This is a genomic window from Actinokineospora sp. UV203, from assembly GCF_056323665.1.
In genome coordinates this window covers 4,928,864-4,952,321 of sequence record NZ_CM150484.1, presented here as the reverse complement: position 1 = coordinate 4,952,321, position 23,458 = coordinate 4,928,864, and the positions used below count along the sequence as shown (strand labels likewise).

The following is a 23,458-nucleotide window of genomic DNA, read 5'->3' as shown; positions in this document are numbered from 1 at the left end:
AACGAGACCACGCAAATCGCAACCAATTGGTTGATCACCACATCCACGCACCGACGGGCTGGCCCCGTGGGGGAGCCCCATGATGGTCGGACGGGATGTCTCGTTCTTATCGGCTTACAGCCGCTGGACGCCGCGGTCCCGCACCATGGTGCGAGGTTGGGAGGCCCGGCAACGAAGGCATTCATGGTCATTTGGAAGGGTCGGGGCCGTCGTAAAGTGGCCGACATGGCTGCGAAGTCGAAGGGGCACTTGCCCCGAAGGGCCATGTTGTTCACGTTCGGCCCCTCCAACGCCTGCGACTGGTAAGGCGTTCACCACCGCATCAGTGACCCGTCGTGATCACTGTGTACTTCGGCCCCGTCGGCACCGTGCTCCGTCAGCCCACAGTTCCTCGTGTACGCGAGCTGGATCTCGGACGCTCGAAAGGCCACTCAGAGACCTCGTCCGGGACATCGATCCCGACAAGAATTGCCCACCGCGGCGGCGTTCGGTCCCATCCAACGACCGAACGCGGCGCCAGCCTCAAACCGAACGCCAATATCCCCGTGACAGGTTCAGCACTCGACAGATGGCAGTGACGTCGGCGAAGGGGTTGTCCGACGTGGACAACCCCTTCGTTCTGCCGCGGTCACTTCGCCTTGCGGAGGGCCGTCCGCTGGAGTGCCGCGAAGAGGGCGACGGTGGCTGCCTGCATGACGGTCCACACGATTCCCATGGTGTTCGCGCCGAAGATGTTGAAGGTGGCTACGGCGAGGCTGGCGATCACCCACGCGAGGTTGAACTCGATGACGAGACCCGCACCCCTCAGCGGGTTTCGGCTCATCGCGATCGCGCCCACGGCCAGCCCGAAGGCGATCAGGATGATGCCGATGGGCACCAGCGCCCCGGTCGAGACGTCCAGCAAATCGCCCACCCAGGCTGGGGCGATGACGTAGGCGAGGCCGTTTCCGCCCGAGACGATGGCGTCCAGGGCGAGGAAGCGGCGGAGGAGCGTCACGGCGTGGGTGTCGGCGGGGCGGGTGGTGGCGGCGTTGGCGGTCGTCATGGCTTCTCCCTTGGTTGCGCTTGTCACCAGCGTGGCGCGTCACCTGCGGGAAAGCGATTACCTCCCAGGTAAAGCGATACCCTCAGCCTCGTGCGAGACATCGTTGCGTTCAGCGGTAGTGCCCATCCCGATCTGGCCCGTGAGATCTGCGCCCACCTGGACGTCGACTTGAGTCCGGTGCGGGTCCAGCGGTTCGCGAATGACTGCCTTGAGGTGCAGTTGCAGGCCAACTGCCGCGAGCGGGACGTATTCCTGATCCAGCCGCTCGTCAAGCCGGTGCAGGAGAATCTCGTCGAGTTGCTCCTCATGCTCGACGCTGCCCGGGGCGCGTCGGCGGCGCGGATCACGGTGGTCATGCCGCACTACGCGTACGCGCGGTCGGACAAGAAGGACGCGCCGCGGATCTCCATCGGTGGGCGGCTGGTGGCGGACCTGATGGTCGCCGCGGGGGCGGACCGGGTGTTGGCGATGACGCTGCACTCGCCGCAGGTGCACGGGTTCTTCAGTGTCCCGGTGGACCACCTGCACGCGCTGCGCGAACTGGCCGGGCACTTCCGGCAGTACGACCTGAGCAACACCACCGTCGTCTCCCCCGACCTCGGCAACGCCAAGGAAGCGGCGCACTTCGCCCGGCTGCTGGACGTGAAGGTCGCGGCCGGCGCGAAGCAGCGGTTCGCCGACGACGACGTGCGGATCAGCTCCATCATCGGTGACGTCACCGACCGCGACATCATTGTGCTCGACGACGAGATCGCCAAGGGCAGCACGGTGATCGAACTGCTCGCCCGCCTGCGCGAACTCGGTGCCCGGTCGATTCGGGTCGCGTGCACGCACGGCCTGTTCGCGCAGGGTGCGCTGTCGCGGATCGGGGACCAGCCGGACGTGCTGGAGATCGTCTGCACCAACACCGTCCCCATCCCCGATGAGGAGCGGACGCCGAAGCTGAAGGTGCTGTCCATCGCCCCCGCCCTGGCCGAGGCGATGCAGCGAATCCACGACGGCGAATCGGTGAGTGCCCTCTTCGACGCGCCATGATCACCTGATCGGGTGAGCCTGGCGCGTTCCCGCTTACGTTCCTGATGCCGCCGACGACTCCCTACTGCCGCGCCCACGCGACGCGGCGAATGGGGGACGCAGATGGGGCAGTTACGAAACCCGGACGGGACGTTCGGCGGCTGGGATGGCAAGGGCAAAGCCGCCGCCGGACTGGCCGTTCTGGGAACCGTCACAGCTATGGCATTCGGTACCGGGGGCGGTGCCGCCGTCGGTGCGGGTGGAGCAGGCGCGGGCGGTGCCGCGGTGGAGTCCGTTGGTCTGCCGGGCAACCTCACTGCGCGGACGAACAAGGCCAAGAAGTCCGCGAGCAAGGGGAAGCCCAACGAGGCCTGGCGGGATCTGAACGTGCGCAAGCTCAAGGACCCGGCGAAGAAGGCCCTCGACTGCGCGGTCAACTCGTATGGGCAAGTCAGGGATTTCTTCCTCCGCAATCCCTGCAAGACGCTTGACCGGCAGCTCTTCACCTTGGCGGACACAGCGGGAAACATCTTCGTGGTGTCGGTGTCGTGGGTGCGGATGCGGGACCGGGGTGATGTCGGCGACCTCAAGGCACTGATCGACACCGATGGGACCGGAAGTGTCGCGCCGCTTGGGTTCGCGGTGTTGAAGAGCCAAGGCGTGCGCTTCACCGGAACACCGTTCGACTCGCGCCCCAAGGGGAATCTGTTGGTGGTCGCGGAAGGGGCGGTGGTGTCCGGAAAACCTGATCCCGCGTTGGTGAAAGCGGCGGTGGAGATCGCCGTGGAGTTGCCCGGTTAGCCGTCGTGGCGGTGGTTCGCCGAGTTAGGGTCGCGGACATGCCCGAACTCGTCCGTCTCTGTCTTGATCACGCACCGGCCCTGCTCGCGTTCGAACGGGAGAATCGGGCGTACTTCGCGGCTTCGGTCCCCGATCGCGGCGACGGCTATTTCGCGAACTTCGACGAGCGGCACGGCGCCCTGCTCGAAGAGCAGGACGCCGGGGTGTGCCAGTTCCACCTCCTGATGGACGACGGTGAGGTTCTCGGGCGGGTCAACCTGGTCGATGTCGCGGACGGTTCGGCTGAGCTCGGGTTCCGGATCGCGGAGAAGGCGGCGAACCAGGGCCTTGCGACGAAGGCGGTCGCCGAGATCTGCGCGCTGGCTGTCGAGGAGTACGGGCTGAGCAGCCTGCGGGCGGCGGCGACCTTGGACAACGCTGGCTCGCGGGCCGTGTTGGCCAAGGCGGGGTTCGCCGTCACCGGAGAGGTTGTGCTGGATGGAAAGCCGGGACTCGCGTACGCGCTGAGCCTGCGCTAGGGCTCCAAGATGGCTTCCCGGCGGCAAAGGGTGGCCGCGGTGTCGAGGAGGGCGGCCAGGTCTGCCCACGGGCAGTTTGTGGGGCCTTCCGTGGTGGCGCGGACGACCAGTTCGCTGATCTTGTTGCGGAGCAGGACCAAGGCGTAGACGAGGTCGGTCTGTTCGAGCGAGAGATGCTCAGGCACGGTGGCGGCTCCGGGCCCAGGTGTCGGCGATGTGGCGCAGGAGATGAGTGTCGGACCAGTCTCCGTGGGTGGCGGGAATGATGTCGGCCAGGGGTTGTTTGCCTTCGAGGACTGGCCGGGGGAGACGGTCCTCGATGATCAGGTAGCGGCGCTGCTCGACGCAGTTGCCGCGCATGACGGCGATGTAGCGGTCCCCTTTGGCCCAGCGGAAGGTGAAGCCGTGGGCGAAGAGGCGGGAGCAGGCGGTGGCTCCGGTGTACGGGTGGGTCAGGCCCTGGACGGTCATAGGGGAAACGGTGCCGGAGCGCGAGGTGTATCCAAAGGGGGAACGGTTCGGAAGATCATGCGGTGGCTGATTACCGTTTCCCCTGGTGAGATCACTGCATGCACAAGCACGGCGGCGCCCGGACACGCGGACTCGCGGCAGAATTGAAGGAGTTGCGTGCCCGCTCTGGACTGACCACTCGGGAAGTGGCGAAGCGGACCGGTTTCTCCATCGCGACGGTGAATCGGATGGAGAACGGACGACGGACGATCACCCCTGAAGATGCCGCATCACTGTTGGCGGTCTATGGGGTGACGGGAGCGGCACGGACCAGGATCCTTGATATCTCAAGGGATTCCGACCTGCCGAACTGGTGGGTAGTGGGCGGGGATCACCTGCCGCTGCACCTCCCCACGCTCATCAGCATGGAGGCGGAGGCGACGAGGATCGTCCATGCCTCGATGCTGCGCATCCCTGGGCTGCTGCAGATCGCCGACTACGCCCGCACCGTGATGATGGTCGGCGGCATAGCCGCCGACCGCGCCAAACTCCTGGTGGAGACCCGGATGCGGCGGCAGGAGGTGCTGCGCAAGCGGAATGCCCCGCAGTACCTGGCGATCCTCGACGAGATGGCGATTCGCCGACGAACGGGAAGCGCGGCGGTGATGGCGGCACAGCTCCGCCACATCTGCGATGTGGCGGAGCTGCCCAACGTGGATGTCCGGGTGATCCCGTTCGATCACGGTGCCCACCCGGGCCTTGAAGGCAGCTATGTGCTCATGTACTTCGCCCAAGCCCACCCGGTCGTGCACCTCGAACACCCCAACTCGTCGGTGTTCGTGGACCGGGATGCCGAAGTGGGCGTGTTCCAGGAGACCACGGATAGTCTGTTGAAGGTGGTGCTCACGTCAGCCGAATCGGTGAAGTTTCTGCGCCGCCTGGAAGGCGAATACGGGCGGGAGTGAAACAAGATGGGTCTTGGTCACGCACGGTGGCGAAAGTCCAGCCGAAGCGGGGTCGACACCGAGTGTGTTGAGGTCGCGTTCGTACCGGGTGAGGTGGCCGTGCGGGATTCCAAGAACCCTTGCGGGGGAACACTTCTCCTCCCCGAAAGCGCTTGGCGTTCCCTTGTCAGCTCTCCAAGACGCTGAATACGATCCCGGCCGCCACCAGTCGCTTGGTCAGCGCGTCGCCCATCGCCACTGCCGTGGTGACCTGGCCCGAGGTCTCCGGAAGCTCGTCAAACGCCAGACACAGCGCCGACTCGGACAGCATCTTCGCCGTCTCGTCATAGCCCGGGTCGCCGCCTGCGACCTCCGTGACGATCCGCTTGCCGCCGCCCTCGCCCACGAACGTCACCTTGAACCACGACCGGGCGCGCTTCTCCGCCGTCGGGCCGTCGCCGGGCTTCTTGCGGTTCAGCAGCCAGTTGCGGGCGGGCGGGACCTGCGCGAGGGCGAACAACGCCGCCACGCCGCCGACCAGGCCCACGGCCATCGGGAGCTTCTTCACCGCGATGTAGTGGCCGTAGGAGAACTGCGGGCCGTAGCGCTCCAGGGCGCGGGCGCTCCGCAGGACGATCTGCGGGTCGATCGTCGGCGCGGGGAGGACCCACGCGCGGGCGGCCTTCTCGAAGTGGGGCTTACCGGTCAAACCCCGCACCTTGCGACCCTTGGGCCTGCCCTCGGCCTTGCGGCGCTCGCTCGCGATCTTCGCGCTGGCGCGCAGCCGGGAGAACGCGGTGATCGCCGAGTGGAACGTGCCGCCGGAGAACTCGGCGGACGCGCGCACGTAACCGTTGACGGTCACCGGGACGCCTGCCGGGAGCTGATCGACGGTGAAGAGCACACCCAGGTCGTACGGGATGGAGTCGAAGCCGCAGCAGTGCACGAGCCGGGCGCCGGTCTCGACGGCCCGGGCGTGGTGGCGCAGGTAGGTGCGGTCGACGAACTCGGGCTCGCCGGTCAGGTCGACATAATCCGTGCCCGCTTCGGCGCAGGCGGCGACTAGAGCATCGCCGAAGTTGACGTAGGGGCCGACCGTGGTGATGACGACCCGGGAAGCCTCGGCGACGGCCTTGAGCGAGTCCGGGTCGCCGATGTCGGCGGTGAGCAGGTCCATCTCGGCCAGGGCGGGGTCGATCGCGGCGAGCTTGGCCCGCACGGTCTCCAGCTTCGCCTTGTTGCGGCCCGCGAGTGCCCACCGCAGCTTGGCCGGGGAGTTGCGCGCGATGTAGTGCGCGGTCAGCTCGCCGGTGAAGCCGGTGGCGCCGAACAGGACGATGTCGTACGTGCGGCCGATAGGCATGCCCGCGATATTACTCAGCGGTAACTGATAGCCAAGTCCAAGTTTGATCCACAGCGACAACTCACCCGGCCGTGACACGCGACACGCACCGTGACACGCCGTGCGACCAGGGGAACCAACTGGGCGCCACGACCGGGTGACAGGCCGGATCGTGGCCTGATCGTTGCAGGCCCTAATCTGGTCTTGTGCGCTTCGCAGCTCGCCAAACCGTGCCCGCCCTCCTCGTGTCGTTGTGCGCAGTGATCGTCGCGGCTTTCGGTGCCACACCGATCGCCGCCGCGCAGCCGACCACGACAGAGGGGCAGAAGCCCGCGCCGAACAGCGCCCAGTGCCAGAACCACGACCGCCCGCCGCCGCCGATCGACACCTCCGAGCAGCCCAAGCCGGGCGAGCCGAGCCCAGCGCCGCTGCCCGTGCCCGATGAGCCGGTCGGTGGGACCCGGATGGGTGAGTGCGGACTCGTCCAGCCGGCGAACGCCGCACCGCAGATCCCGGACATCGCGTCGGCGTCGTGGGTGATCGCCGACATCGACAGCGGCGCCGTGCTGGCCGCGAAAGACCCGCACGCCCGTGAGCGGCCCGCTTCGCTGATCAAGGTGCTCCTCGCGATCGTCGTGATCCGCGAGCTGCGGCTAGAACAGGTCGTCGAGGGCACCGCGGAGGACGCCGCGCAGGAGGGCACCAAGGTCGGTGTCGGCCCTGGCGGCGAGTACACCGTCCGGCAGCTGCTGTTCGCCCTGGTCATGCGCTCGGGGAACGACGCGGCGTTCGCGCTGGCGCGTGAGCTGGGCGGGTTGAAGGTGGCGCTGGCGAAGATGAACACGCTGGCCAAGGAACTGGGCGCGCTCGACACCCGCGCGGCCACGCCGTCCGGGCTCGACGGGCCGGGGATGAGCACGTCGGCGTACGACCTGAGCCTGCTGGTGCGGGCGGCCATGAAGCACAAGGAGTTCGCCGAGGCCGTGTCCACGAAGTCGATCGACTTCCCCGGCTACGGCACCAAGCCCGGTTACAAGGTCAACAACGACAACCGCCTGCTCGGCAAGTACCCGGGCTTCCTCGGCGGCAAGACCGGCTTCACCGACGACGCCCGCCACACCTACCTGGGCACCGCGAAGCAGGGCGACCGGCGCCTGTCGGTGGTCCTTCTGCGCGGCGAGCCGACCCCGGCCCCGCTGGGCGATCAGGCCGCCAAACTGCTCGACTACGGCTTCGCGCTGGCCAAGGCCCAGACCAAGCCGGTGGGCCAACTGGTCGACAAGGCCCCCGAAGCCCAGCGCAAGCACGACACGGCCAACGGCGCCCCGTCGGCTGAGGGATCGTCATCGTCGTCGTCCACGGCAGCTTTGAGCCCGGACGCGAACCGGTCGGCGTTCGGCACCTTCGGCGCACCCCTGGTCGCCGCAGCCGGCGTCGCCATCCTGATCACGTTCGCCCTGTGGATCCGCCGCAAGCGCGCCCGAGCGGCCCGCACCGCCTAACTCGCGAGTCGCCCCGTCCAGCAACTGAGTCGCCCCTTCGGGCAAGTGAGTTCACCGTTCGCGAATGTCGAACTCACTTGCCCGGAGGGGCGACTCGTTTGCTGGACGGGGCGACTCGCGAGTTAGTGGCGTTTGCGGAAGGCCAAGGCGAGTAGGGCGCCGATTCCCATGAGGCCGGCGGCCTCGACGACCTTTGGCGCGCGCGCGACCTGAACTGTCGGGCGGATGACGGCGGGTGCGGGTGGCTCGACCGGTTCCTTGATGATGTTCTCTTTTGCCGTCGCGGTCCAGGCTGTGATGAACAGCAGGAAGCGGGAGACCAGGTTCGCGAAGACCATCAGGCCGACGATCGGACCGACCAGCGAGCCGAGCGGGCCGCCGATCACCGTGTTCAAATAGATAGTCCCGATGATCTTCAGCAGTTCGAATCCGATCGCGGCGGCGAGTGCGCCGCGCATGGCGCTGCGGGCGGTGACCGGGGTACGCGGCAGGCGCGAGATCACCCACAGGAACACCAGCCAGTTGGCCGCGATACCCAACAGCGTGGTGATCGCGAACAGGAGCACCTTCGCCCAGCCGTAGCCACCAAGACCGACCCAGTTGAGCAACGTGTCCGCCAGGCCCGCGCCGATCGCGCTGAGGCCGAACGAGATCACCATCGCCGCGCCGAGGCCAAGCAGGGCCAGCAGGTCCATGGCCATCCCGCGCAGGAACGGCCGCTGCACCAGCGGCTGGCCCCACTGGGCGGTCAGGGCGTCACGCAGGTTGGTCATCCAGCCGAGGCCGGTGTACACGGCGACGACGAGGCCGATGATGCCGACCGTGCCGCGTTCCTTGACGGCGGTGTCCACCAGGTCAGTCAGCAAGTCCTGGAGGTTCCCCGGAGCGGCCGACGTGATCGACTCGCGCAGGCTCAGCATCGTCTCCGGTTGGCCCGCGAGGATGAAACCGAGGATGGCGAAGCCGATAAGGAGCAGCGGGAACAGGGACAGGACGCTGAAGTACGTGATCGACGCGGCGAAGTGCTCGCCGTACCGCTCGGTGAAGGCGTCGTATGCCCTGATCAGGTGATCTATGCCTGGCCTGCGCCTGCGCAGCCGGGCGATCTTCGATTCCGGCTTATCTACACTCTCCGTCACCGTTGAAAACTATTGGCCGGAAAGCAGTGCCGCAACGCGAACACGATCGTGGGACAGTCCTCAGCCGCGGCCGGCGAGGAACCCGAGCTTGTCGTAAACCCGCGCGAGCGTGCCCGACGCGACCTCGCGGGCCCGCTCGGCGCCCCGGGCGAGAACCTTGTCCAGCTCCGCCGGATCGTCCATATAGGACTTCACCTGGTCGCGGACCGGGGTGACGAAGTCGGCGACGACCTCGCCGAGGTCCTTCTTCAGGTCGCCGTAGCCCTTGCCCTCGTACGCCGTCTGCAGCTCGTCGATCTCCCGGCCGGTGAGCGCCGAGTAGATGCTGAGCAGGTTGCTGACGCCGGGCTTGTTCTCCTGGTCGAACACGACCTCGCGACCCGTGTCGGTGACCGCCGACCGGATCTTCTTGGCCGACACCTTCGGGTCGTCGAGCAGTTCGATGATGCCGCCGGGGCTCGACGCCGACTTGCTCATCTTCGCCGACGGCTCCTGCAGGTCGTAGATCTTCGCCGTGCCCTTGAGGATGTAGGCCTCCGGCGGCTGGAACGCCCTGCCGAAGCGGGTGTTGAACCGGTGCGCGAGGTCGCGGGTCAGCTCCAGGTGCTGGCGCTGGTCCTCGCCGACCGGGACGTACTGCGGCCGGTAAAGCAGGATGTCGGCGGCCTGCAGGACCGGGTACGCGAAGAGGCCCACCGTCACCCGGTCGACGCTCTGCTTGGCCGACTTGTCCTTGAACTGCGTCATCCGGCCTGCCTCGCCGAAGCCCGCGAGACACTGCATCACCCAGCCGAGTTCGGCGTGCTCAGGCACCTGGCTCTGAACGAACAGCGTCGCGCGGTCCGGGTCGAGCCCCAGGGCGAGCAGCTGCGCCACCGACACCCGGGTGCGCTTGCGCAGCAGCTTCGGGTCGTGCTCGACGGTGATGGCGTGCAGGTCGGCGATGAAGTAGAAGGCGTCGTGCGTCTCCTGCAGCGCCACCCACTGGCGGACCGCGCCCAGGTAGTTTCCCAAGTGGAACGAGTCGGCTGTGGGCTGGATGCCGGACAGCACTCGCGGCTTGGGCGCAACGGGGGCGTTCTGCTCGGTCGACACACCGTGATTCTCCCAGTTCCGATCGGGCGCGACCGGGCCGGGGCCACGCTGGGCCATTCGGCGGATTGCCCCTTAGGGTCCCTCGGTGACAGGTTTCAGCGGAGCCGGGTCCGCCCCTGACGCCTGATCGGCGAGTGGCTCGGCCTACTCAGTCACATCTGGAGGTTCTTCGTGCACAAGCGTTCCCGACTCCGCATGCTCGGCGCAGCGGTGGTGATCGCCTCCGCGACCGGTGTCGCCGCGGTGGCGATCCAGCCCGCGACCGCCGCGCCCGTCGCGGAGACCGGCGCGGTCGCGCACTTCGCCGTGCTCGGCGCCAAGGGTCCCGCGTTCGGCCAGGCCGAGAAGGCTGTCACCGACGCGGGCGGCACGGTCGTCAAGAGCTGGCCGGAGATCGGCGTGGTCATCGCGACCTCGGCCAACCCCGAGTTCGCCAAGATCGTGCGGGGCATGCCCGGCGTGCAGGGCGCTGGGGCGACCCAGAACCTGGCCGAACTGGCCGCCCCGCCCGCCGCCACGACCATGTCCACCGACTCCACCGCGCGTGCCGCGGCCCAGGGTTCGGGTGCCGCCCAGCGCGCGCTGGAGGACACCGAGAAGGTCGTCGACAGCCCGCAGGGTTCGCTCGCCGCGCCCGAGCCGCTGGCCGCGAACCAGTGGGACATGAAGATGATCAAGGTGGACGAGGCGCACGCGATCAACGCGGGCAGCTCGGACGTCGTCGTCGGCGTGCTCGACTCCGGCATCGAGGCGAGCCACCCGGACCTGGCGCCGAACATCGACGCCTCGCGTTCGGTGGGCTGCACCAACCAGGGTGTGCCGGACTCCTCGCCCGCGGCGTGGAACCCGACCACCAGTGACCACGGCACGCACGTGGCGGGCAGCATCGCCGCCGCGCGCAACGGCGTGGGCATCGTCGGCGTGGCGCCGGGCGTGAAGCTGGCGTCGATCAAGGTCGTCAACGACGACGGGTACATCTACCCCGAGTACGCGATCTGCGGGTTCATGATGGCCGCCGAGAAGGGCGTGCAGGTCACGAACAACTCGTACTTCGTCGACCCGTGGTACCTGTGGTGCAAGGGTGACGCCGACCAGAAGGCCGTCGCCGAGGCCGTCGACCGCGCGATCCAGTACTCGCACCGCAAGGGCGTCGTGAACGTCGCCGCGCTGGGCAACAGCAACTGGGACCTGTCGCGCGACATCATGGATGACGGCAGCCCGAACAACGGCACCCCGATCGAGCGCGACACCGACAACACGTGCACCAAGATCCCCGCCGAGATCCACGGCGTGATCGGTGTGTCGTCGGTGGGCGTGAAGGGTCTCAAGTCGTACTTCTCCAACTACGGCCGCACCGAGACCGAGGTCGCGGCACCGGGTGGGGACCGCATGCAGGTCCCGGCCACCCCGGACGCCAACGGCCGCATCCTCTCGACCGTCGTGGGCGGCAAGTGGGGCTACAAGCAGGGCACCTCGATGGCGTCCCCGCACGCCGCGGGCGTCGTCGCGCTGATCCGCTCGGCGCACCCGGGCTGGTCGGCGCAGCGCGTCGTCGCGTCCCTGATGCACGACGCCGACCGGCAGCCGTGCCCGACCGGGACGTACGACCCGGACGGCACCGGCAACTGGGCCGCGAACTGTGACGGCGGCAAGACCGGGCGCGGCTTCTACGGAGCGGGCCTGATCGACGCGCTGGACGCGGTGAAGTAAGACTTCTGTCGAAGAGAACGGGCCCCGCGGGAAATTTCCCGCGGGGCCCGCTTCGTTCTTATCTCAGTCTTGGTGGGCGGCCACGCCGACCGGCTGACGCGGGGCGGGCAGCGGCACCGCCGGGGTCTGCTTCGCGGCGATGACCTTGCGGCGGCGGACCAGGCCCAGGATGAAGCCGCCGATGCCGACGGCCACCGCGGCGATGCCGGGGCCGGACATCATCGGGCTGCCGCTCTCGATGACGGTCTCGGCCAGCGCGGGTTGCGCCGACCACACGAACTGCGCTGCGACCACCGTGCCGAGTACCGCGACTCGGCTGGTGTGGTTGCGCAGAGTCTTCGTGTTCACGAACTGACACCGCCTGACACCCTTGTACCGTCCCTCGATTGGACTAAGCACACTGCGTGGACTGTGGAAAAGCTACCGAGTGTGTCAACCCTGTGTCCCCAAAACCGCACTTTCGGTTGCCGCGGACCGAGAGTAGACCCTTCGAAAATGGGTATGGAAGGCGGGGAGTCGATCATTGACGTGATCTTGGCCGCTGCCCGCGGTGCACCTGCCGGTAGCGCGACGGCCGATGCCGAAGTGGCGCGGGAACGCCTGGAGCGCGACGTCGGGCGCGACCAGGACGGAGGCGAGGCGAGGCCGCCGAAGAGCACGAGACCCGCGAGTTGGAGGGCCAGGACACGGGGATCGCCGAGGCGTCGGCGGGCGACGCCGAAGACGAGGTAGATCACCGGCATGGACGCGAGGATCGCGGCGAGGATGGTGATAGAGGGGACGCCGTCGGCGAAGGTCAGCAGGGCGGAGGCGACGCCGAGGAGCGGGGGAAGTGCCTTTGTGAGCATGGGTGCCACGGTGGCCCGGCGGTTGGAGCGGTGGCGGGGCTTCAAGGTGAGGATGTCCGAAAACTTGGGAACCCTGTCCGACCAGACAGTGTCCTGTCGACCTCGGGGGCCGTACGGTTGTGATGGCGGTCACCGCCCCGGCCGGGCCGTCGAGCCACTCAGGTGAGCAGGTCTCGGATGATTCTCTCCAGTTGGGGAACTTTGTCAGACAGCACCTGCCACACCAAGTCGTCATCGACGGTGGCATACCCGTGGATCAAAATGTTGCGGAAGGCGACAATGCGAGCAAGGTCAGGGATCGCAGCGGCGAGAGCGCCATCAACTTTCGACAGCTGATTGAACGCCTCGCCGATAATCTCGAACTGCCGCTCCACAGCGGATCGAAGCATCGCATCCGTCTTGTAGTCGGCGAAGCTCTTGCCTCTGCTGAACTCCTGGAGCAGGTTCACCGCCTGCTGCGCGTCCCACAGGTACGCGCGGGGATCACGCGGCATAGAGCGTTTCCTTGGTCGCCATGACCTGCTGCCGGAAGTACGGATTCTTGATGCTCGAACTGCTCACAAGATCGACCGGCAAGCCGAGGATTTGTTCAAGCCCTTCCTTCAAGGCGAAGTAGGTGCCGAAATAGTCGAAACCCGGATGCACCCTGAACTCGACGAGCACGTCCACATCACTGGAGATCTCGTCGAACGCCGAACCGACCGCGGAACCGAACAAGTCGAGGCGCCGCACATCGAGCAGGCGACACAGCGCATCGATCTCCTGCCTCTTCGAGTCGACAAGCTCATGCACGGCACTCACCTCCTACGACCAGTGTGCCCGACGGCGACCTGGTTCGACTTAAAACACCCCGGTGGCTACTGGGCGGGCCAGTCGTAGGTGATTGTCACCGGGGCGTGGTCCGACCAGCGTTCCGCGTATGTCGCGGCGCGTTCCACCACCGCTGTGTGGGCGCGGGCGCTCAAACCCGGGGTGGCTACCTGGTAGTCGATGCGCCAGCCGGAGTCGTTGTCGTACGCCTTGCCGCGGTAGGACCACCACGTGTACGGCCCCGGACCCTCCGGGTGCAGCAACCGGTGGACGTCGCGGTAGCCGGCTTCGTCGAAGATGCGGCCCATCCAGGCGCGCTCGGCGGGCGTGAAGCCGGCGTTCTTGCGGTTGGCCTTCCACGCCTTGAGGTCGATCTCCTGGTGGGCGATGTTCCAGTCGCCGCAGATGATGACCTCGCAGCCGCTCGCGGCGGCCTTCTCGCGCAGTTCGATCAGGTACGGCAGGAACGCGGCCATGAAGCGCTCCTTCTGGTCCTGCCGCAGCGTCCCCACCTCACCACTGGGCAGGTACACGCTGCCCACGACGACGCCGGGGAACCACGCCTCCACGTAGCGGCCGCTCGCGTCGAACTCCGAGACGGCGAAACCCACCTGCACGGCCGTGGGCTCCTGCCGCGAGTACACCGCGACACCGTTGCGGCCCTTGAGGACCCGGGAGTCGGCGTGCACGCTGTGCCAGCCGGGTGGGGCGGCGAGTTCGGCGGGGAGGTCGTCAGCCGAGGCGCGGACCTCCTGCAGGCACACGAAGTCCGCCCGAGTGGCCGTGAGCCACTCGACGAAACCCTTCTTGGCGGCCGCGCGCAGACCGTTGACATTGATCGTGGAAACCGTCAGCACCGCGCAACCCTAAGTGGCTAGCAGGTTCGGCCGGGCAGCGGCTGCAGGAACTGCGCCGAGGCCCAGCGGTTGGGGCCGAGCATGCGGAAGCCGTTCTGCACCGTCGGCTGGGCGTCGGTTTCCGCGCCCTGCTTGAACTTGCCGACGATGTCCGCGTGGCCGTCCGGTGCGGCGCGCACGTTGAGCACGTCCGCGGTGACCGACATCCGGCACTTCGCCGCGCTGCTGGCGGGCGCGTTGGGGCTCTCGACTCCCATCGAGTACATCGAGACCACCCCGACCAGCGCGCCGCCGATAAGCAGTGTCCGCTTCGGCAACAGCATCAGCACGTCACACGCTCCTTGTCACCCACGGTCCCTGGGTGAACGGTCCCGTACTCACCGGTATTCGCGCCAGTGATCGCGACCGGAAACACCCGACGGTGCCAACGACGGCGACACTGAGTCACCTTGGACAGCGAGAAGCCCCCCGCCAGAACGGCGAGGGGCTTCCCGGACGAGTGGCTAGCCCGCCATCCTCTTCTGCAGGTTCTCATCGAGGGTGTTGAGGAAGTCCTCGGTGGTCTGCCACTCCTGGTCGGGTCCGACCAGCAGCGCCAGGTCCTTGGTCATCCGGCCGCTCTCGACGGTCTCGATGACGACCTTCTCCAGCGTCTCCGCGAACTCGATCACCTCGGGGGTGCCGTCGAGCTTGCCGCGGTGCTTGAGGCCGCCGGTCCACGCGTAGATCGACGCGATCGGGTTGGTGGAGGTCGGCTTGCCCGCCTGGTGCTGGCGGAAGTGCCGGGTCACCGTGCCGTGCGCGGCCTCGGCCTCGACGGTCTTGCCGTCCGGGGTCATCAGCACCGAGGTCATCAGGCCCAGCGAGCCGAAGCCCTGCGCCACGGTGTCGGACTGGACGTCGCCGTCGTAGTTCTTGCACGCCCAGACGTAGCCGCCCTCCCACTTCATCGCGGCGGCGACCATGTCGTCGATCAGGCGGTGCTCGTAGGTCAGACCGGCGGCGTCGAACTTCTCCTTGAACTCCGCCTCGAACACGGCCTGGAAGATGTCCTTGAAGGCACCGTCGTAGGCCTTGAGGATGGTGTTCTTGGTCGACATGTAGACCGGGAAGTTGCGCTGCAGGCCGTAGGAGAACGAGGCGCGGGCGAAGTCCTCGATGGACTTGTTGAAGTTGTACATGCCCATGACGACGCCGCCGTCTTCCGGCATGTCGACCACGGTGTGCTCGATCGGCTCCGAGCCGTCGGTCGGGGTGAAGGTGATGGTCACCTTGCCCGCGCCGGGGACCTTGAAGTTCGTCGACTTGTACTGGTCGCCGTGGGCGTGGCGGCCGATGACGATCGGCTTGGTCCAGCCCGGCACCAGCCGCGGGATGTTGGAGATGATGATCGGCTCGCGGAAGACCACGCCGCCGAGGATGTTGCGGATCGTGCCGTTGGGCGAGACCCACATCTTCTTCAGGCCGAACTCCTCGACGCGCGCCTCGTCCGGCGTGATCGTGGCGCACTTGACGCCGACACCGTGCTTCTTGATGGCGTTCGCGGCGTCGATGGTGACCTGGTCGTCGGTCTCGTCCCGGTGCTCGATACCGAGGTCGTAGTACTCGATGTTGAGGTCCAAGTACGGGTGGATCAGCTTGTCCTTGATGAACTGCCAGATGATGCGGGTCATCTCGTCGCCATCGAGTTCGACGACCGTTCCCTGGACCTTGATTTTGGCCATGAGCCGCGGTGCTCCCTTCGCCGTTAATGCGCGCGCCTTCAAACGGTACAAGCGTACTGGTAACCGGGCGCGTGTTGTGAGCCTGTGTGCACAGTCACCGCGATGGTAGAGCGACGCGGGTCACCCGAGGCCGGCGGCCGCCGCGAGGATTCGCCGGGCCATGGCGGGCTGCTCACCACCCATATGCAGGGTGTTCAGCGAGAACACCAGGCGCCGGGACAGATCGAGGGTCGCGCCCGCGCCGCTGTTGTAGCCGGGCCGGTCGCCGGTCTTACCCCAGAATTCGATGCCGTTGAGCTCGAACCGGGCGATACCGCCGCCGTAGTGGGCGGGCACGTCGTTGGCCGGGTTGTCGTCACCGTCATAGGCCATGACGTCGGGGATGGCGAAGAGTTCGGCGGTCTGGGCGGGCGGCAAAAGCCTGCCGGAGATGAGCGCGGCGAAGAAGCGGTCGAGGTCCGGGGCGTTGGAGATGATCTCGGCGGCGGACCACTGGAAGGTGGGGTTGGCCTCGGTGATGTCGACGTATGTGGTGCGGCCGTCGACCGTGACGGCCTCGTAGCCGCGGGCGTGCGGGCCGTGAATGCGCGGGTCAGCGCCGGGAACGGTCGTGGCGTGCAAGCGCAGCGGGCGGATGACGGCGTCGCGGATGGCCTGCGCATAGGGGCGGCCGGTGACCTTCTCGATCACCAGGCCCGCGACCAGGTAAGTGATGTTGCCGTAGTCCTGGCGGGTACCTGGGGTGAACAGCATCGGCTTGCCCTGGACCGCGAGGTCGACGAGCTGTCGGGGCGTCCAGGTGTCGAAACGGTGAGCCAGGAACCAGGTCGGGTCCTTGTGGTCGATGTCGATCCCGGGCAGGCCCGCGGTGTAGTTGAGGAGTTGGCGGATGGTGACGGGCTCGTAGTCGACGGGCAGCACGTCGGGGAGGTAGCCCTGGACCGTGCGGTCGAGGTCGATCCGGCCCTGGCCCGCGAGGTGCAGGACGGCGGCCGCGGTGAACGTCTTCGTGATGCTGCCGACGCGGAACCGGCCGTGCTGCGGCACGGGCCTGCCGGAGTGGATGTCGGCGACGCCGGAGGTGCCCTCCCAGCTGCCCGCGACGCCGCGGACCTGGAGGATCGCGCCGGAGACGTCGGCGTTCGGCAGTCCGTCGATGGCGGCGCGCAGGTGCGCGGGGTTCAACGGCGGCAGTTCGGTGCCTGCGCTCGCCGGGGTGGCCGTGACGATCAGCGTGGCACCTGCGGCGAGTGCGACGAAGCTCTTGATTCCCATGCCGCAAGCCTGTCCGGGATGATCGACCGGAACATCGGGGTCGACCCTGGAGTCGACCCGGAACCATCCCTTAGAACTCGTTCAGCTCGCGCCACTCGTGGGCGAGCATGGCGTAGACCGACTCGTCGGCCCACTTGCCCTTGACGAACTCGTTCTCCCGGAAGCGGCCCTCGAACCGCATGCCGAGGCGTTCGAGGAGCCTGCCGGAGGCGCGGTTGTCGGCGTCGAGCCTGCCGATGATCCGGTGCAGGCCCATCTCCTCGAAGCCCAGGCGCAGCATCTCGGTGGCGGCCTCGCCCGCGTAGCCCTTGCCGTGGTGGTCGGGGTGGAAGACGAAGCCGATCTCGCCGCACTGGTGTTCCTCGCTGACCCACCGCAGCATCACGTCGCCGAGCAGCTGACCGGTCTCGGCGAGGACGACCGCGGGCGAGATCGCGTCGCCCTCCTTCTCCAGCTTGGTGAAGGTGAGCTTGTCCTTGAGCGCGGCCTCGACCTGCTCGCGGGTGCGCGGCTCGAAATAGAGGTATTTCGCGACGTCCTCGCGGGACTGGATCGCGTAGAGGGCGTCCAGATCGGACTCGACGTACGGGCGGATGATCAGCCGGCGGGTGGTGATGGGAAATGTCGGACGCAGCACCCGATCGAGCGTACGCCTGTGATCGAATACCGCACTGGCACGAGGGGGGCACGGATGTCGACTGGACCGACGCACGCCATGAGCGGGCTCACGGCGTGGGCGACGGTGACGGCGCTGGCAGGCGACAGCTCGCTGGGGACGCTGTCGGTCAAGGGCTGGTGCGTGGGCGCGGTCCTGTGCGCGGGCGCGGCGCTGTTGCCGGACCTCGACCACCCCGAGTCGACAGTGTCGAGCACGTTCGGCCCGGTGACGGCGGCGGGATCGAAGCTGATCAACGCCATCAGCCACGGCATCTACCAGGTCACCCGCACCAAGCGCGACAGCAAGCGCGACGGCGGGCACCGCGGGTTCACCCACACCCTGGTCTTCGCCATCCTGGCCTCGATCACCACCACCGCCATCGTGCAGACCAGCCAGTCGTGGGCGCTGCCGCTGCTGATGTTCTTCTTCAGCGGCCTGGCGGTGCGCGGGATCATGCACAAGTGGTGCCCCCGCAACGACGCCCTGTGGATCACCGGCACGGCGCTGATGCTGACCTACGCGTGTCTCAAATGGACGGACCAGGCCTCGGCGGACGCGGCGGCCTGCGGGGTGGCGGTCGGCATCGGCTGCATCGCGCACTACCTGGGCGACGCGATCACCGAGCAGGGCTGCCCGATCCTGTGGCCGGTCCCGATCGCGTTCAAGACCTGGTACCCGGTGGCGCCGCCGAAGATCATGCGGATGCGCACGGGCGGCGTCGTCGAGATGACCGTCGTCGCGCCGCTGCTGACCGCGGTAGCCATCTGGATGTCCGCCGTGGCCCTGCACAACGCGGGCGCTCTGCCGTTCCTCGACGGGGTCCCGCTGATCCCCTGGGCCTGATCAGCCCGGGTGCGCGCCGACCGCGTCCTTGATCTGCGACCCGAGGTCGGCGTCGCCGCTGTGCGCGCAGTGGGCGCAGCAGAAGAACCGGCCTTCGACCTCGACGCCGTGGCCGAGGATGCGGCACTTGCAGTGCTCACAGACCGGGGCGAGCTTGGTGATCGCGCACTCGAAGCTGTCGAACGTGTGGACGTCGCCGCTGACCGTCTTCACCTCGAAGGCCATCCAGTAGTCGTTGCCGCAGGTGTCGCAGGTCGCCATAGTGCGATCTCCCTCTCTCGGTGACCACTGCAGCCTGCGCCCGGCCGAGACACCCGGCAACCCGAGACACTTTCGCGGCGACCTCGCTTGGCGACACGCGATGGCAGGCCTGCAGCGTGGGATGACCAAGGTCACCGGCCGTGCCACGATGGGCGCCATGACGGAGACGTTGTGCCTGGCCCATGACCCGGAGAGCCGACGCACGACCAGTCCCTGGCAGGCCGCGCCGATCTGCCTGGACCCGATCTTCCTCACCTGGGACCAGGACGCGGGCTCCTCGGAGACCTCCGACCGCCAACCGACCAGACGCTCATACGAGATGTGGCGGCTCGCGGAGTCCAAAACCGGACTCGACACCATTCTCTGGTTGAACCGGGCGGTAAACCTGCGGATGCGGCTCCTGACCCAGCGCTACAACATGCGTTCCGTTCTCCTCGACGCCCCACCGAACGACGCCGAAATACTGGCGCGGATCGGCATCATCCGCCCCCACATGCAACGCACCCTGACCGACCTGCACCGCGCATTGGAAACCTCTCCGGTGCCGACCGAACACTGCGCGGAGTTCGTCGACGCGGTTTGGTATTTCCTTCGGTCGACCGACACCCTGATGAACGTCCAGCGGACCGACATGGCGTTCGCCCACGAACAGGCGAATCGGGACGGCTATGTGTCGTTCGAGTTCGGCCAGTACTTCACCAAACAGTCGCCTTCGGTGGCGGCTTGGGGCATCCTGCCGCTCGAACTGGTTTCCCAGCAGGCCACGGGCGACTGGGTTTCGATCGACCTGAAGGTGAAGCCGCGCATCCAGTACGGACACCTGTACTTCGAGGGCATCCTCAGCCCGGCGGAGAGCCACGTCGACTCGGTATGGCGTGCCTTTTTCGAACTGGACGCCTCAGCGCCTGGTTGATATCAGCCTGGGTTACCCATGGCCGTGCCGATCATTCGGATTCCGACCGCATGGCCTCATCGACAGCGTCGCGAACACCCTGGTTCATGGCCCGCACCAGGAGCTCGGGGCGAGATCCGCCCATATCCTTCGCCAGCCGCCCCATCAGCTCTTGATCGTCCAAGAGGCGGAGCAACTCGGCGACGCCCTTGTCATCGAGCAGACCCGGTATGTGCGACCCCAGGAGCCATGCTCCCGCTGGCGGCGGGTCGAAGTCGAACTTCTCGAGCGCGTCGCGCGTGTCGTCACGATGGCGATCTCGCCAAGCGAAGAGTTTCAGAAGCACGAGCGCCGGAATCGACGGGACCTTGACGGAGATCCCGTCCGGCAGGTGCACCGTCTGCGCCGAATCGACCGCTTCGCGAAGGCCGAGGACGTTCATCTCGTAGTCATTCGGCCACTTGATCGTCCGATCCGCTCGTTCGATGCCACCGTAGGGCAGCACATCGACCTCGGTCCCCTCGACGATGAACTTGTGCGCGCTGGGGCCGTGCTTGTCCAGTTTCCGCACCAGGTTGTCGAATTCATCCCAGGAGCCGACCTCGGCCGCGATGTCGATGTCCTTGGTCTGGCGTTGGGGACTCGCGCCCAGCAGGTCGATCGAGATGAGCGAGCGCGCGGTCGCCCCACGACCAGGTAATGGACCCGCGCATCACGCGCCACTTCATCGATCCGGGCCAGCACCTTGGCGGCCCGCAGGACCTCATAGTCGGTCAAGGCCCGCAAGTCGATCGTCACTGTTTCTGATCCTGTCCGCGTGCTCACGTTGACGAGGGTCGCCGGAGGCGAGCAGATCAGCGTAGATCAACGTGGGTGGCACGATCCACGACTGCCCCGCCATCGTCCAGAACCGTCGTCGTATGTGGATGTTGCCTGCCTGTTCCGCGCGCACCATTCGGCGCTCGACCATGAGCGAGCGCGGCCGCTCGTCGGCGTAAAGGGTGAGGGTGGCCGGGGTGAGGTGCGGGTCGAGAAGGCTTGCACCGGCTTCGCCGCCGACCTGGACGTTCGACCGCGTCAACTCGTCCTCTGAGCCCCGCCACCACGAGATGTCGGGGACCTCGAAATCACCGAGGATCAGCGCTGGTGAGAGCCTAGTCGAGTAGGCCTCCGACCATCGGTTGAGCAACTCCCCCGCCCTACCGAGCCTGCGTTCGCCCGCCACGTCGTACAAGTAGCCCGCCTTGGCCAGGTCATCGACGACCGCCTGGGCCGTACCGAGTGAGACCCCGCTGGCGCTCGCGAGCCTGCGCAGCGGCTCCCCGGCCACGGTCGGCCAGCTGAGCAGAACGAACCCGACCTGCAGCCCCGCGCGGCTGAACGCCTTGCTCCCGGGCGAGGAGGAACCGCTGGTGCGTCCGCCCGCTTTGCGGCGACCCCGGACGTCGATGAGCACGTCGCCCCAAGCGATGTGCGCGTTGCCCGCCTCATCGATGTAGTCGATACCCCGCTCGCGCAGCAGGCTCGCGGCCTGCTCGGTGATCGAGCGTGCGACCACAAGCGTGGGAAGCGAAGCGTGCGGGTGCAGGGCCGTCGCGAGTTCGGACGGCACGGTCCGCTTGATCACGACGGCGTACGTCCGAGCCGTGCCTGACGCCCGACTGACGCGGGCCACCGCGTCGGCTCCCCAGTCGGTGGCGTACGCCACCGACGACATGTCGATCTCGAGACCGAGCTCCCGCAACCAGTCACTCAGCTCGACCAACCGGGCGCGCTCGTTCAGAATTTCGCCATGTTCATTTTCGCTGAACATGCAACAATTTTGAACGCTAGGCCGGTTTGGCGCAAGTGGAGGCCTGCTCCGTATGCGATCCTTCCGGACATGAGTTCCAAGCTGTGCATCGCGCAGAACGCGCAGGCGGATGCCCTCCTGGCGGAGAACCCCTTGGCCCTGTTGATCGGAATGCTGCTGGATCAGCAGATCCCGATGGAGGTCGCGTTCAACGGGCCGAAGAAACTCTACGACCGCCTCGGCGACAAGCTCGACGTCCACGACATCGCCAACTGCGACCCGGACGAGTTCGCCACCCTCTCGACCACGCCGCCCGCCATCCACCGCTACGGCGGCAGCATGGGCAGGCGGGTGCAGGCGCTGTGCCGGCACATCGTGGAGCACTACGACGGCGACACGGAAGCGATCTGGACCAAGGACAAGCCCACCGGCGCCGAGGTGCTGAAGCGGCTCAAGGCCCTTCCGGGGTTCGGCGAGCAGAAGGCCAAGATCTTCCTCGCCTTGCTGGGCAAGCAATACGGCGCGACCCCATACGGCTGGCGGAAGGCCGCGGGCGACTACGGCGGCACCAACACCCGCATGTCCGTAGCCGACGTCACCGGCCCTGACACCCTCGCCGAGGTCCGCGCCTACAAGAAAGCCAAGAAGGCCGCCGCCAAGAGCGGTTGAGGCCTTGGCTACCTGCGCTTACCCTGGGGACCCGGAGGTGGCCCCATGCGAGCAGCGGTAGGTGACCGGCTACACGTCCACGGTCGCAACGTCGGCAACGCCGACCATCTGGGCGAGATTCTCGAGGTGCGCGGCGCCGACGGGGCGCCGCCATACCTGGTCAAATTCAACGACGGGCACGAGAGCCTGGTCTTCCCCGGACCCGATTGTGTGGTCGAGCACGAGCCCCAATAGACCGATTCGCTAACCTGTGTCCTCTTCCACCTTCAAGGGGGCACTATGCGAACTCGGCTGGCGATCATTCTGGTCACGGCGGCGATGACGTGCGGGCTGACCGCGTGTGACGCCGTGCGTGAAGCCACGAGCGCGGCCGACTCCGCCACCGACAAGGCGAGCATCTGCCTCGATGCCGCCAAGCTGGCGGGCTTCAACCCGGACATCTCGAACCCCGAGCAGGCCGTCAAGGACGCGGAGAAGACCGCCGCCGACTTGCAGGCTCTGGCCGAGAAGACCGGTGACGCCACCCTCAAGGGCGCACTGACCGACATGGCCACCAAGGTCGGCGAGCTCGGCCCGAACAGCATCGACCCCGCGAGCGTGGCGACGTGGGCCAAGGAAAAGGTGAGCGCGGCCAACGCGCTTACGCAGGCCTGCCTCTGATGGTCTTGTAAAACCGCTTGTCCAACGGAGACGGCCGCCTGCCCTTGTCGGGGCAGGCGGCCGTCGCGCGCCGCGGGAACGGTGAATTACACGTTGGTGATTTCCTCGATCAGGGCGTCGACGTCGAAGAAGTCGCTCTCCTTGCCGATCGGCACGATCTTGGCTGTGGTCGTGAGGAACCGCTCGACGGCCTCGTATTCCATCTCCAGGAGGGCGTGGCCCTCCGGGGACTCGATCTCCAGGAGGATCGACGCGCGGCCCTCGGTGTGCTCCGGGCTCAGCCGGACGTCACCCTCGCCGGTGGGGCCGATCAGGCCCGCGACCAGGAGGTCCCTGGCGAAAATCCACTCCACCCAGCGGTCGCGGTCGGTCTGGAACGCCGCGGTGACCGTGAATGGCTCGCTCGCTCGATACGTCCACCGGGAGCGCACCGGGGTGCTGCCGCCGTAGAGCGAGATGAGCTGCTCAGTGTGCTCTGCGTTCTTGTTCATCTCGTGCCCTCCCTGATCCCGGTTTGCGCTTCTGGTATTCGCGAACCCGTCAGGTGGGAAACGCCGCCTGTGGCGGTTTGTGATGCCATTACCTTCATGTTCACGCGATTGGGCGACT

The 23,458-nt window shown here is 67.2% G+C and carries 30 protein-coding genes; 12 read left to right on the top strand and 18 right to left on the bottom strand.

The genetic code is table 11. The features are described 5' to 3' along the window. Positions 1-628 precede the first annotated feature (628 nt). Positions 629-1,045 (bottom strand): hypothetical protein, encoded by a 417-nt coding sequence (locus tag ACUZ2Y_RS23845; protein ID WP_476322548.1) that lies wholly within the window; start codon positions 1,043-1,045, stop codon positions 629-631. Positions 1,046-1,135: 90 nt separating this feature from the next. On the opposite strand from ACUZ2Y_RS23845, the gene ACUZ2Y_RS23840 reads away from it, so the two are divergent. The 3 genes from ACUZ2Y_RS23840 (at position 1,136) to ACUZ2Y_RS23830 (ending at position 3,378) form a co-directional block, all read left to right on the top strand. Further along, positions 1,136-2,080 (top strand): ribose-phosphate diphosphokinase, encoded by a 945-nt coding sequence (locus ACUZ2Y_RS23840; protein ID WP_476322545.1) that lies wholly within the window; start codon positions 1,136-1,138, stop codon positions 2,078-2,080. Between the two features lie 102 nt (positions 2,081-2,182). Then, entirely contained in the window at positions 2,183-2,860 is a 678-nt protein-coding gene (locus ACUZ2Y_RS23835; protein ID WP_476322542.1) for a hypothetical protein, read from the top strand. Between the two features lie 38 nt (positions 2,861-2,898). Further along, positions 2,899-3,378, top strand: a complete 480-nt coding sequence (locus ACUZ2Y_RS23830) for a GNAT family N-acetyltransferase (RefSeq protein WP_476322539.1) — start codon at positions 2,899-2,901, stop codon at positions 3,376-3,378. Here ACUZ2Y_RS23830 and ACUZ2Y_RS23825 read toward each other — a convergent pair. Together ACUZ2Y_RS23825 and ACUZ2Y_RS23820 are read right to left on the bottom strand one after the other, a co-directional pair. Then, on the bottom strand, positions 3,375-3,563 hold the full coding sequence (locus tag ACUZ2Y_RS23825; protein WP_091384007.1) for a hypothetical protein: 189 nt from the start codon (positions 3,561-3,563) through the stop codon (positions 3,375-3,377). The two genes, ACUZ2Y_RS23830 and ACUZ2Y_RS23825, sit on opposite strands and share 4 nt — an antisense overlap. Beyond that, positions 3,556-3,849, bottom strand: a complete 294-nt coding sequence (locus tag ACUZ2Y_RS23820; RefSeq protein WP_476322535.1) for a hypothetical protein — start codon at positions 3,847-3,849, stop codon at positions 3,556-3,558. The genes ACUZ2Y_RS23825 and ACUZ2Y_RS23820 overlap by 8 nt, the downstream gene beginning before the upstream one ends. A gap of 98 nt (positions 3,850-3,947) precedes the next feature. On the opposite strand from ACUZ2Y_RS23820, the gene ACUZ2Y_RS23815 reads away from it, so the two are divergent. Together ACUZ2Y_RS23815 and ACUZ2Y_RS23810 are read left to right on the top strand one after the other, a co-directional pair. Next, positions 3,948-4,793, top strand: coding sequence for a helix-turn-helix domain-containing protein (locus tag ACUZ2Y_RS23815; protein ID WP_476322533.1), 846 nt, complete (start codon positions 3,948-3,950; stop codon positions 4,791-4,793). A 6-nt stretch (positions 4,794-4,799) separates the two neighbouring features. Next, positions 4,800-4,979, top strand: a complete 180-nt coding sequence (locus ACUZ2Y_RS23810; protein WP_476322530.1) for a DUF397 domain-containing protein — start codon at positions 4,800-4,802, stop codon at positions 4,977-4,979. Here the strand turns inward: ACUZ2Y_RS23810 and ACUZ2Y_RS23805 are convergent. Then, complete coding sequence (locus tag ACUZ2Y_RS23805) at positions 4,960-6,135, bottom strand: saccharopine dehydrogenase family protein (RefSeq protein ID WP_476322527.1); 1,176 nt, start codon at positions 6,133-6,135, stop codon at positions 4,960-4,962. The two genes, ACUZ2Y_RS23810 and ACUZ2Y_RS23805, sit on opposite strands and share 20 nt — an antisense overlap. A gap of 185 nt (positions 6,136-6,320) precedes the next feature. Between ACUZ2Y_RS23805 and ACUZ2Y_RS23800 the strand changes: the two genes are divergently transcribed. Continuing rightward, on the top strand, positions 6,321-7,616 hold the full coding sequence (locus ACUZ2Y_RS23800) for a D-alanyl-D-alanine carboxypeptidase family protein (protein WP_476322524.1): 1,296 nt from the start codon (positions 6,321-6,323) through the stop codon (positions 7,614-7,616). Positions 7,617-7,738: 122 nt separating this feature from the next. Here ACUZ2Y_RS23800 and yhjD read toward each other — a convergent pair whose 3' ends face one another. Both yhjD and trpS read right to left on the bottom strand, forming a co-directional pair. After that, positions 7,739-8,755 (bottom strand): inner membrane protein YhjD, encoded by a 1,017-nt coding sequence (yhjD, locus tag ACUZ2Y_RS23795; RefSeq protein ID WP_476322521.1) that lies wholly within the window; start codon positions 8,753-8,755, stop codon positions 7,739-7,741. A gap of 60 nt (positions 8,756-8,815) precedes the next feature. Further along, positions 8,816-9,850 carry a tryptophan--tRNA ligase gene (gene trpS / locus ACUZ2Y_RS23790; RefSeq protein WP_476322516.1) on the bottom strand — a complete coding sequence of 345 codons (1,035 nt, stop codon included), beginning with the start codon at positions 9,848-9,850 and terminating at the stop codon, positions 8,816-8,818. A 171-nt stretch (positions 9,851-10,021) separates the two neighbouring features. Here trpS and ACUZ2Y_RS23785 point away from each other — a divergent pair, with 171 nt between their 5' ends. Then, complete coding sequence (locus tag ACUZ2Y_RS23785) at positions 10,022-11,560, top strand: S8 family peptidase (protein ID WP_476322513.1); 1,539 nt, start codon at positions 10,022-10,024, stop codon at positions 11,558-11,560. Positions 11,561-11,623: 63 nt separating this feature from the next. Here ACUZ2Y_RS23785 and ACUZ2Y_RS23780 read toward each other — a convergent pair whose 3' ends face one another. From ACUZ2Y_RS23780 to ACUZ2Y_RS23745, 8 genes are all read right to left on the bottom strand, one after another. Continuing rightward, positions 11,624-11,908 carry a hypothetical protein gene (locus ACUZ2Y_RS23780; protein WP_476322510.1) on the bottom strand — a complete coding sequence of 95 codons (285 nt, stop codon included), beginning with the start codon at positions 11,906-11,908 and terminating at the stop codon, positions 11,624-11,626. A 658-nt stretch (positions 11,909-12,566) separates the two neighbouring features. Continuing rightward, the gene (locus ACUZ2Y_RS23775; protein ID WP_476322507.1) at positions 12,567-12,902 is read right to left on the bottom strand and encodes a HepT-like ribonuclease domain-containing protein; all 336 of its coding nucleotides are present in this window, start codon (positions 12,900-12,902) and stop codon (positions 12,567-12,569) included. After that, a complete protein-coding gene (locus ACUZ2Y_RS23770) occupies positions 12,892-13,200 on the bottom strand; it encodes a nucleotidyltransferase family protein (protein WP_476322504.1) in 309 nt (102 codons plus the stop codon). The genes ACUZ2Y_RS23775 and ACUZ2Y_RS23770 overlap by 11 nt, the downstream gene beginning before the upstream one ends. Before the next feature lie 65 nt (positions 13,201-13,265). Continuing rightward, on the bottom strand, positions 13,266-14,075 hold the full coding sequence (locus ACUZ2Y_RS23765; RefSeq protein WP_476322501.1) for an exodeoxyribonuclease III: 810 nt from the start codon (positions 14,073-14,075) through the stop codon (positions 13,266-13,268). A 17-nt stretch (positions 14,076-14,092) separates the two neighbouring features. Continuing rightward, positions 14,093-14,398, bottom strand: coding sequence for an SH3 domain-containing protein (locus ACUZ2Y_RS23760; protein ID WP_476332035.1), 306 nt, complete (start codon positions 14,396-14,398; stop codon positions 14,093-14,095). Between the two features lie 180 nt (positions 14,399-14,578). Then, positions 14,579-15,799 (bottom strand): NADP-dependent isocitrate dehydrogenase, encoded by a 1,221-nt coding sequence (locus ACUZ2Y_RS23755; protein WP_476322498.1) that lies wholly within the window; start codon positions 15,797-15,799, stop codon positions 14,579-14,581. Positions 15,800-15,919: 120 nt separating this feature from the next. Next, positions 15,920-17,074 (bottom strand): serine hydrolase domain-containing protein, encoded by a 1,155-nt coding sequence (locus tag ACUZ2Y_RS23750; protein WP_476322495.1) that lies wholly within the window; start codon positions 17,072-17,074, stop codon positions 15,920-15,922. Between the two features lie 70 nt (positions 17,075-17,144). Continuing rightward, the gene (locus ACUZ2Y_RS23745; RefSeq protein ID WP_476322492.1) at positions 17,145-17,711 is read right to left on the bottom strand and encodes a GNAT family N-acetyltransferase; all 567 of its coding nucleotides are present in this window, start codon (positions 17,709-17,711) and stop codon (positions 17,145-17,147) included. 54 nt (positions 17,712-17,765) lie between these two features. Between ACUZ2Y_RS23745 and ACUZ2Y_RS23740 the strand changes: the two genes are divergently transcribed. Next, positions 17,766-18,575, top strand: coding sequence for a metal-dependent hydrolase (locus ACUZ2Y_RS23740; RefSeq protein ID WP_476322489.1), 810 nt, complete (start codon positions 17,766-17,768; stop codon positions 18,573-18,575). On the opposite strand, the gene ACUZ2Y_RS23735 is transcribed toward ACUZ2Y_RS23740, so the two are convergent. Continuing rightward, entirely contained in the window at positions 18,576-18,836 is a 261-nt protein-coding gene (locus tag ACUZ2Y_RS23735; protein WP_187224667.1) for a Prokaryotic metallothionein, read from the bottom strand. Positions 18,837-18,993: 157 nt separating this feature from the next. Here ACUZ2Y_RS23735 and ACUZ2Y_RS23730 point away from each other — a divergent pair, with 157 nt between their 5' ends. After that, positions 18,994-19,749: a hypothetical protein gene (locus ACUZ2Y_RS23730; RefSeq protein WP_476322486.1), complete on the top strand. Its 756-nt coding sequence runs from the start codon at positions 18,994-18,996 to the stop codon at positions 19,747-19,749. A 31-nt stretch (positions 19,750-19,780) separates the two neighbouring features. On the opposite strand, the gene ACUZ2Y_RS23725 is transcribed toward ACUZ2Y_RS23730, so the two are convergent. Together ACUZ2Y_RS23725 and ACUZ2Y_RS23720 are read right to left on the bottom strand one after the other, a co-directional pair. After that, positions 19,781-20,380 carry a nucleotidyl transferase AbiEii/AbiGii toxin family protein gene (locus tag ACUZ2Y_RS23725; protein WP_476332034.1) on the bottom strand — a complete coding sequence of 200 codons (600 nt, stop codon included), beginning with the start codon at positions 20,378-20,380 and terminating at the stop codon, positions 19,781-19,783. Between the two features lie 111 nt (positions 20,381-20,491). Then, positions 20,492-21,541, bottom strand: coding sequence for a type IV toxin-antitoxin system AbiEi family antitoxin (locus ACUZ2Y_RS23720; RefSeq protein ID WP_476322483.1), 1,050 nt, complete (start codon positions 21,539-21,541; stop codon positions 20,492-20,494). Positions 21,542-21,610: 69 nt separating this feature from the next. On the opposite strand from ACUZ2Y_RS23720, the gene ACUZ2Y_RS23715 reads away from it, so the two are divergent. From ACUZ2Y_RS23715 to ACUZ2Y_RS23705, 3 genes are read left to right on the top strand one after another with little or no spacing between them, the layout of a single operon-like run. Continuing rightward, the gene (locus ACUZ2Y_RS23715; RefSeq protein WP_476322480.1) at positions 21,611-22,189 is read left to right on the top strand and encodes an HhH-GPD-type base excision DNA repair protein; all 579 of its coding nucleotides are present in this window, start codon (positions 21,611-21,613) and stop codon (positions 22,187-22,189) included. Positions 22,190-22,234: 45 nt separating this feature from the next. After that, a complete protein-coding gene (locus ACUZ2Y_RS23710; protein WP_091384069.1) occupies positions 22,235-22,423 on the top strand; it encodes a DUF1918 domain-containing protein in 189 nt (62 codons plus the stop codon). 45 nt (positions 22,424-22,468) lie between these two features. Continuing rightward, a complete protein-coding gene (locus ACUZ2Y_RS23705) occupies positions 22,469-22,849 on the top strand; it encodes a bacteriophage spanin2 family protein (RefSeq protein WP_476322477.1) in 381 nt (126 codons plus the stop codon). A gap of 86 nt (positions 22,850-22,935) precedes the next feature. Here the strand turns inward: ACUZ2Y_RS23705 and ACUZ2Y_RS23700 are convergent, their stop codons facing one another. Beyond that, entirely contained in the window at positions 22,936-23,340 is a 405-nt protein-coding gene (locus tag ACUZ2Y_RS23700; protein WP_476322474.1) for an SsgA family sporulation/cell division regulator, read from the bottom strand. Positions 23,341-23,458 lie beyond the last annotated feature (118 nt).